Genomic DNA, 8,388 nt, shown 5'->3' with positions numbered 1-8,388 from the left:
CCTCTAAACATATTGCCCGCCTACCCCCCCCCCCCACCCCCCCCCGGGCGGGCCCCCCCCCGGCCCCCCCCCCCCCCCCCTTCCGTGTGTGCCTACAGCGTCAGTGCTGGGTGCCCGCCTCGTGCGACGCGGCGCCGGACGGATCGGTGGCCGCACCGGAAGCGCTGCCCGACGGCTTGTCCGAGGGGTTGGCGGCGCCGCCCTCGGCCGCCGGGTCGGAGGCGCCGTCGGTGGGCTCACCGCTCGCCACGCCGGTCGGCTTCTCGGACGGCTTCGAGCCCGGGGCCTCGGGAACCTCGGTCGGGCCCCACTTCTTGAAGTAGCTCTCGGCCGGCACGACGAAGGTCTTCATCTTCACGTCGCCGGTCTTGCTGAAGGCGAAGGTGACCGCCTGCGCGTTGCCGTCCTTGACGGCCTCACGGCTGCTGGGCAGGACCGCGGTGGCGTTGTCCTTGCCGCCGATGACGACCGAGCCGCCCGCGGGGATGGTCAGCGGACCGCCGCGCTTGGAGGTCTTGTCGTCCTTGGCCGGCGTGATCTTGGCCTTCTTGCCGGTGCCGTCGACCGCGATCTCGTCCAGCGTCTGGTCGGTGCTGCCGTCGTTGAAGATCGTGGCGGCGATCACCGCGGGACCCGTGGACTTCAGGTCGGGCTGGGTGATCACCATGGCGTTCTGGATCTTGATGTCGCCGACGGAGGTCGCGGCGTTGTCCGGCTTGATCTCGTGCGTCTGGGCGTTGTTACCGGCGCCGCACGCGGCGAGCGACGCGAGCGAGAACGCGATGGCGGTGGCGGCAATGGCGCCACGTCGAAGGCTGCGGCTCACGGCGGCGGCAACTCCTTGAACGAGGGCGATACGGGAGGGGCGGGTGGCTCGGAAGCCGCCCTAAGTGTGTGTCAGCGGGCTTAGGTTACCGAGCCGTTCCCGTGCCACCGCACCCGACCCGCCCCTACGGGTGGTGAGCCGCTCTCCGACGGCTCATGTGACGACGCACACGCCCCTGCCGTCACGTCCGCGACATTGGCATCTCGTCCACCATTCACTTAACCGCCGTCAAGAGACATCGCGGCTGGTCGTGCGGATTTCCGGTAAGGAATGCATGGCGGTCCCGGGGAAGTCCGGGGAAGTGCGAGGAAGTCCGGGGAATTGATCACTGCGGGCGCTTGATCAATTCCGGATTTCCGTCGAACACGGCGTCGCATCTCTCTCCGGTCGCCGAACGGAGTAGCGGAAGTTCACCGTTCGGAACCCGGCAAACCGGGACGTTCGGCCTCGTGGAGCGCTCTCGGAGGGGGTGTGACGGGCGTGTTTCCGCTTCCCCGAAGAGCCGCTCCCACCTGCGAATACCTCGCTCCACAAGCCCTGCGCAGCACGTTCCTGTTGCTGTTGTCAAGCCCCGAGATATGCCCTGACCTGCGAAAACGCCATTCAGAAGAGGCGATTCTCGTGTTAGGATGGATAGCCACGGAAGGGGTACCTGTCACATGACGTTCAAGGTTGGCGACACCGTGGTCTATCCCCATCACGGGGCCGCGCTGATCGAGGCCATTGAGACTCGCCAGATCAAAGGCGTGGACAAGACCTACTTGGTGCTGAAGGTCGCTCAGGGCGATCTGACGGTACGTGTGCCTGCGGACAATGCGGAGTTCGTCGGCGTGCGTGATGTGGTCGGTCAGGACGGGCTCGACCGGGTCTTCGAGGTACTGCGCGCGCCGTACGCCGAAGAGCCCACGAACTGGTCCCGTCGCTACAAGGCAAATCTCGAGAAGCTCGCATCGGGCGATGTCATCAAGGTCGCGGAAGTCGTGCGTGACCTGTGGCGTCGTGAGCGTGAGCGCGGACTGTCCGCGGGTGAGAAGCGCATGCTCGCCAAGGCTCGCCAGATCCTGGTGAGCGAGCTCGCCCTCGCGGAGAACACGAACGAGGACAAGGCCGAGGCCCTGCTTGACGAGGTTCTCGCGTCCTGATCGCGTCCTGACATACGCATACGTCTTGGCGCCATGAAATGCCGCGGTGCCCGCTGACCCTCAATGGTGTCGCCGGGCGCTGCGGCATGTTCGTACCCAGACGTCCCCAGCTTTGGACCTGCCCAGCTTGCTCAGGCGTAATCCTTGAATTCCTGACGTTCCATACCCGCGTCGTACTCGGTGCTGCTTGGTGTGCGTGCCGGGCAGCCGGCTCGACCAGATGTCACGGAAGGGTCCGGTCAAGGCTCGCGCCCGGCACTCTGCCAAGGCCATACCCAGCCCAGCCGAGCACACAAACCTGAACGGAAGCGATGTCTGAGGAATCCCGCACCGCGGTCGTGATCCCCGCCGCCGGACGCGGCGTACGGCTCGGCCCGGGCGCCCCCAAGGCGCTCCGCGCGCTGAACGGCACGCCCATGCTCATCCACGCCGTACGGGCCATGGCCGCCTCCCGCGCCGTCTCGCTCGTCGTCGTCGTGGCCCCGCCGGAGGGCGCCGCTGAGGTCAAGACCCTCCTGGCCGACCACGCGCTGCCCGAGCGCACTGACTTCGTCGTGGTTCCCGGCGGTGAGACCCGCCAGGAATCCGTGAAGCTTGGACTCGACGCCCTGCCGGACGGCATCGGCGTCGTCCTCGTGCACGACGCGGCCCGCCCCCTGGTGCCCGTCGACACCGTCGACGGCGTCATCGAGGCCGTACGCGACGGCGCCCCCGCCGTCGTCCCCGCGCTGCCCCTGACCGACACCGTCAAGCAGGTCGAGCCGGGCGAGCCCGGAGCGCCGGAGCCCGTCGTCGCCACGCCCGAGCGGGCCAGGCTGCGCGCCGTGCAGACCCCGCAGGGCTTCGACCGCGACACCCTCGTCCGCGCCCACGCCACGGTCACCGACAACGTCACCGACGACGCGAGCATGGTCGAGCAGCTCGGCCTCCAGGTCGTCGTCGTGCCCGGCCACGAAGAGGCCTTCAAGGTCACGCGGCCGCTGGACCTCGTCCTCGCCGAGGCCGTGCTCGCTCGCAGGAGGGCCAACGATGGCTTCTGAGAACCAGCCCCGCGTGACGCTCCCGCAGGTCGGCATCGGCACGGACGTGCACGCCTTCGAGGAGGGGCGCGAGCTGTGGTGTGCCGGGCTCCTCTGGGAGGGCGAGAGCGCGGGCCTCGCCGGGCACTCGGACGGTGACGTCGCCGCGCACGCCGCCTGCGACGCCCTGTTCTCCGCCGCCGGCGTCGGCGACCTCGGCGCGCACTTCGGCACCGGCAGGCCCGAGTGGTCCGGCGCCTCCGGGGTGACGCTGCTCGCCGAGGCCGCCAGGATCGTGCGTGCCGAAGGCTTCGAGATCGGCAACGTCTCCGTCCAGGTCATCGGCGTACGCCCCAAGGTCGGCAAGCGGCGGGACGAGGCGCAGAAGACGCTGAGCGCCGCCGTCGGCGCCCCGGTCGCCGTGTCCGGGACCACGACGGACGGGCTCGGCCTCACCGGCCGCGCCGAAGGCCTCGCCGCGATCGCGACGGCACTGGTCGTGCGGACGGGCTGACCGGCGTACGGGCGACGGGGGAGTATCGGTAACGCACCCCAGCAGCACGACAGCGACAGTCACCGACGCATGAGAGAGGCGCCCTATGCCCGCCGAACTGTCCGACAAGCTCAAGGCCCTGCTCGACACCCCCGTCTTCGTCTCCGTCGCCACGATCCAGCCCGACGGCAGCCCCCAGGTCTCACCGGTCTGGGTGAAGCGTGACGGCGACGACCTGCTCTTCTCCACCACGGTCAACCGCCGCAAGGAGAAGAACCTGCGCCGCGACCCACGTGTGACGGTGCTCCTCCAGCCCTTCGACGCCCCGTACACGTACGCCGAGATCCGCGGCGAGGCGACGATGACCACCGAGGGCGGGCAGGAACTCATCGACGAGCTGGCGCTGAAGTACACCGGCCTGAAGTACGCCGAGTTCAACCCGTCCTCCGCGAAGGACGACACCCGCGTCGTCGTCCGTGTCACCCCGCGCAAGGTCGTCGGCAGGATCTGACGTCCCTCGCGCACCCGCGCATGTCACAGTTCCGTGCCCTGTTGACCCGGGAGGTCGCAGGGCACTGTCCTTGGACCACTACCCTGGAGTGGTGACGATTCGCCTGTACGACACCAGCGCCCGGCAGATCCGAGACTTCAGCCCGCTCAACGACGGTTGTGTCTCGATCTACCTGTGCGGCGCCACGGTGCAGGCTGCCCCGCACATCGGCCACATCCGGTCGGGGCTCAACTTCGACATCATGCGCCGCTGGTTCGCCCACCGCGGGTACGACGTCACCTTCATCCGGAACGTCACGGACATCGACGACAAGATCATCCGGAAGTCGGCCGAGCAGGGCCGCCCGTGGTGGTCGATCGGGTACGAGAACGAGCGCGCCTTCAACAACGGCTACGACGTCCTCGGCTGCCTCCCGCCCACGTACGAGCCGCGCGCCACCGGACACATCACCGAGATGGTCGAGATGATGCGCGGCCTCATCGAGCGCGGCCACGCGTACGAGTCGGACGGCAACGTCTACTTCGACGTGAAGTCCTACCCGGGCTATCTGGAGCTCTCCAACCAGGAGCTGGACAACCTCCTGCAGCCCGAGAGCGAGGGCGAGACCGGCAAGCGCGACCCCCGCGACTTCGCCATGTGGAAGCGCGCCAAGGAGGGGGAGCCCAGCTGGGAGACCCCCTGGGGCCGCGGCCGTCCCGGCTGGCACCTGGAGTGCTCGGCGATGGCCCACAAGTACCTCGGCCGTGAGTTCGACATCCACGGCGGCGGCATCGACCTGATCTTCCCGCACCACGAGAACGAGATCGCGCAGGCCAAGGCCTTCGGCGACGCGTTCGCGCGGTACTGGGTGCACAACGGCTGGGTCACCATGAGCGGCGAGAAGATGTCCAAGTCGCTCGGCAACTCGGTCCTCGTGTCCGAGATGGTCAAGAAGTGGCGCCCGATCGTCCTTCGCTACTACCTGGGCACCCCGCACTACCGCTCGATGATCGAGTACAGCGAGGAGGCCCTGCGCGAGGCCGAGTCCGCGTTCGCGCGGATCGAGGGCTTCGTGCAGCGCGTGGTGGAGAAGGCAGGAGGCGTCGTGGAGCCCGCCACCGACGTGCCGCCCGCCTTCGCCGACGCGATGGACGACGACCTCGGCGTCCCGCAGGCCCTCGCGATCGTGCACACGACGGTCCGGCAGGGCAACTCCGCCCTGGCCGCCGACGACAAGGAAGCCGCGGTGGAACGGCTCGCCGAGGTGCGCGCCATGCTGGGCGTGCTCGGCCTCGACCCGCTCGACCCGCAGTGGGCCGGCGACGGCGACCGCGGCGACGACCTCCACGGAGCCGTCGACACGCTCGTCCGCCTCGTCCTCCAGCAGCGGGAGGCAGCACGTGGCCGCAAGGACTGGGCCACCGCCGACGCCATCCGCGACCAGCTCAACCAGTCCGGTCTCGTCATCGAGGACAGCCCGACCGGACCGCGGTGGACTCTCGGCCCGCGCTGAGCGTCTGACCTCGCGATGTGCCGCCCGGCGACCCGGGCGGCACACTTCATATACGTACGCAGTCACGCAGTGGGCCGTCACGCAGAACGCGGACAGCCGCACGCATCACAGAGACAGGTAGGTCATGGCCGCTAACAACCGCCGCATGTCCGGCAAGAAGGGCGCGCAGGTCGGCAGCGGCGGCAATCGGCGCCGCGGCCTTGAGGGCAAGGGCCCGACGCCGCCCGCCGAGGCGCGCAAGGGACACAAGAAGAACCGCATCGCCAACGCCGCGGCCAAGAAGGCGGCCGGTGGGCCCGGCGGCCGCCGCCCTGCCTCCGTGAAGGGCCGCGGCAAGGGCACCTCCGAGATGGTCGTCGGCCGCAACTCGGTCGTCGAGGCGCTGCGCGAGGGCGTGCCCGCCTCGATGCTCTACGTCCAGCAGTTCATCGACAACGACGAGCGCGTCCGCGAGGCGCTGCAGATCGCCGGTGAGCGCGGCGGCATCCACCTGATGGAAGCCCCGCGCCCCGAGCTGGACCGCATGACCAACGGGCTCAACCACCAGGGCCTCGTGCTCCAGGTGCCGCCCTACGAGTACGCGCACCCCGAGGAGCTCGCCGCCACCGCGTACGACCAGGGCGAGGACCCGCTGATCGTCGCGCTCGACGGCGTGACCGACCCGCGCAACCTGGGCGCCGTGGTGCGTTCCGCCTCCGCCTTCGGCGGGCACGGCGTCGTCGTCCCCGAGCGGCGTGCCGCCGGGATGACCGCGGGCGCCTGGAAGACGGCCGCCGGTGCCGCGGCGCGTACGCCCGTGGCGCGCGCCACGAACCTGACCCGCGTCCTGGAGTCCTACAAGAAGGCCGGGCTCGCGATCGTCGGGCTCGCGGCGGACGGCGAACACGAGGTCGGCGACCTGGAGGCACTCTCCGGTCCCGTCGTCATCGTCATCGGCAGCGAGGGCAAGGGCCTCTCCCGCCTCGTCGGCGAGACCTGCGACTACCGCGTGCGCATCCCGATGCCGGGCGGCACCGAGTCCCTGAACGCCGGCGTCGCGGCCGGCGTCGTGCTCTACGAGGCGTCCCGGCGCCGCCGCTAGACCTCACCCAGGACGTCGGCCGGCCCGGATTCGGCGGGCCGGCCGGCGTCCGGTGTAGATCTTGACGCGGTCCGGACATTTCCGCACGGTCAAGGCAGTGTCCTAAACACACATCACTCGGTTAGATGAGTGTGGACACCAGAACGCCCCGCAATCCCACGGGGGGAAGCTCGTCAGGGTTCGACGAAGCTCCCGCGCTGAGCATGGTGAAGGTGCCGAGCGACCCGGCCCAGGTCATCGTGAACCACGCGAGCTTCCGCGTGCAGCTCCCCACCGCGCAGCGGACCCAATCCCCGCGTATCGCACGGCACTTGAGCAATGCCGACGACACCCTGCGAATCCCCGCGGCCGGCTCCGCCACACGGCGCCGCTCGCCCGTTGTCTGGAGCGGGAAGTCCGAGCCGGGCGACCCCGGAGCCACCGGGCTGCTGCAGGCGGTGCGAGGCACCGGCCTGCGCCATTCGGCCGAAGCAGGCGGCTCCTCGTACGACGACGGAGGCGCCACGCAGGTCATCCCCCGCGTCGACGAAGACGATCTCGAGACCACGCAGGCCACGCCTGCCGTCATCGGCCCTCGTCACCCCGACCCCGAGACCCGGCTCATCCCGCGCATGCCCATGCCGGAGAGCGACCTCGACGAACAACTACCCTACGAGGACGACGAGTTCGACGACGGCTTCGACGGCGAGGACGAGGACGGCCGTCAGGGCGCCCGGCGGCACGGGGCCGACCCCGTCCGGCACGCCTACTACCCCGGCCGCCGCATGAACCTCGGCGTCGTGCTGCTCCCGCTGCGCGTCTTCCTCGGATTCATCTCCATCTACGCCGGCATGGGCAAGCTCTGCGACCCCGTGTACTTCGACGGCGGCGACCGCGGCTCCATGGTCAAGTGGCTCAACTCGCTGCACCCCTGGGCGCTCGCCGAGCCGCTGCGTGACTTCGCCCTCTCGCACCCCGTGGGCGCGGGGCTCTGCATCGCCTTCCTGCAGATCATCGTCGGCGTGCTCACGGTGCTCGGGCTCTGGCAGCGGGTCGCCGCCGGCGTCGGCGTGCTCCTGTCCGCCGCGCTCATCGTCACCGTCAGCTGGAAGACCGTCCCCGCCTACGACGCGCCGGACATCATCTACCTGGCCGCCTGGTCGCCGCTGATCATCGCGGGCGCCCCCGTCTACTCCGTCGACGGACGCCTGGCCGGCGAGGCCTGGCGGACGCTCGGGCCGCGCGTGCACATCTGGGACCTGCGGCGCCGTGTACTGCGGCGCGGCGCTCTCGTCGGTGCGCTCGTCGTCGGCCTCACCCTGCTGATCGGTTCGATGCTCGGCGGCGCGGTGCGCGACGCCGACCGCGTGACCGTGCCGGGACCCGGCGAGGCCCCGCGCAACGAACTGCCGGGCTCACCGCTCCCGGAGGAGCCCGGAAAGCAGCGGCAGCGCGGCCAGGGGCAGTCACAGAGCCCCACGGCCACCGGCTCCGGCGCACCGACCCAGGGGAGTTCCGCGAGCCCCACGCAGGGCGCCACGGCGACCCCGCCGGGGGCGGCGCGCGAGACCGCGGGCACGGGCGCGGCCGCCGGCCAGGGGCAGCCCAGCCAGACGCAGGGCACCACCGGCCAGGCACCGCCACAGCAGTCCTCGCCCCAGCAGCCTCCGTCCTCCGCGACCGCCGGACCCACGTCCAGCGGCGGCAGCGGCGGCGGAGCGCCCGAGAGCGGCACGAGCGGCGGCAGCACGGGAGGCGGCGGCAACGACCGCCTCGTGGGCGGCCTGCTCGGCGGCTGACCTTCCTTCCGTATACGCCGACGGGGCCCCGCACAGACACTGTGCG

The 8,388-nt window shown here is 70.4% G+C and carries 8 protein-coding genes; 7 read left to right on the top strand and 1 reads right to left on the bottom strand.

Translation table 11 applies throughout. The annotated features are described in order from the left end of the window. Nucleotides 1-100: 100 nt before the first annotated feature. Nucleotides 101-826, bottom strand: coding sequence for a DUF461 domain-containing protein (locus ACWFRU_RS36940; protein ID WP_453692482.1), 726 nt, complete (start codon nt 824-826; stop codon nt 101-103). 659 nt (nt 827-1,485) lie between these two features. On the opposite strand from ACWFRU_RS36940, the gene ACWFRU_RS36935 reads away from it, so the two are divergent. The 7 genes from ACWFRU_RS36935 to ACWFRU_RS36905 all read left to right on the top strand — a co-directional run bounded on the left by ACWFRU_RS36935 (nt 1,486) and on the right by ACWFRU_RS36905 (nt 8,342). Next, nucleotides 1,486-1,968: a CarD family transcriptional regulator gene (locus tag ACWFRU_RS36935; RefSeq protein WP_003953493.1), complete on the top strand. Its 483-nt coding sequence runs from the start codon at nt 1,486-1,488 to the stop codon at nt 1,966-1,968. A 311-nt stretch (nt 1,969-2,279) separates the two neighbouring features. Then, nucleotides 2,280-3,008, top strand: a complete 729-nt coding sequence (gene ispD, locus ACWFRU_RS36930) for a 2-C-methyl-D-erythritol 4-phosphate cytidylyltransferase (protein ID WP_453692481.1) — start codon at nt 2,280-2,282, stop codon at nt 3,006-3,008. Beyond that, on the top strand, nt 2,998-3,501 hold the full coding sequence (ispF, locus tag ACWFRU_RS36925) for a 2-C-methyl-D-erythritol 2,4-cyclodiphosphate synthase (protein WP_453692480.1): 504 nt from the start codon (nt 2,998-3,000) through the stop codon (nt 3,499-3,501). Before ispD ends, ispF begins: the two co-directional genes overlap by 11 nt. An 85-nt stretch (nt 3,502-3,586) precedes the next feature. Further along, the gene (locus tag ACWFRU_RS36920; RefSeq protein WP_453692479.1) at nt 3,587-3,991 is read left to right on the top strand and encodes a PPOX class F420-dependent oxidoreductase; all 405 of its coding nucleotides are present in this window, start codon (nt 3,587-3,589) and stop codon (nt 3,989-3,991) included. 91 nt (nt 3,992-4,082) lie between these two features. Further along, nucleotides 4,083-5,483: a cysteine--tRNA ligase gene (cysS, locus tag ACWFRU_RS36915; protein WP_453692478.1), complete on the top strand. Its 1,401-nt coding sequence runs from the start codon at nt 4,083-4,085 to the stop codon at nt 5,481-5,483. 124 nt (nt 5,484-5,607) lie between these two features. After that, nucleotides 5,608-6,564, top strand: coding sequence for a 23S rRNA (guanosine(2251)-2'-O)-methyltransferase RlmB (gene rlmB / locus ACWFRU_RS36910; RefSeq protein ID WP_453692477.1), 957 nt, complete (start codon nt 5,608-5,610; stop codon nt 6,562-6,564). 125 nt (nt 6,565-6,689) lie between these two features. Further along, a complete protein-coding gene (locus ACWFRU_RS36905) occupies nt 6,690-8,342 on the top strand; it encodes a DoxX family protein (protein WP_453692476.1) in 1,653 nt (550 codons plus the stop codon). Nucleotides 8,343-8,388 lie beyond the last annotated feature (46 nt).

The sequence above is a fragment of the Streptomyces sp. NPDC055099 genome (assembly GCF_053607685.1).
This window is presented reverse-complemented; position numbering and strand designations above follow the sequence as displayed.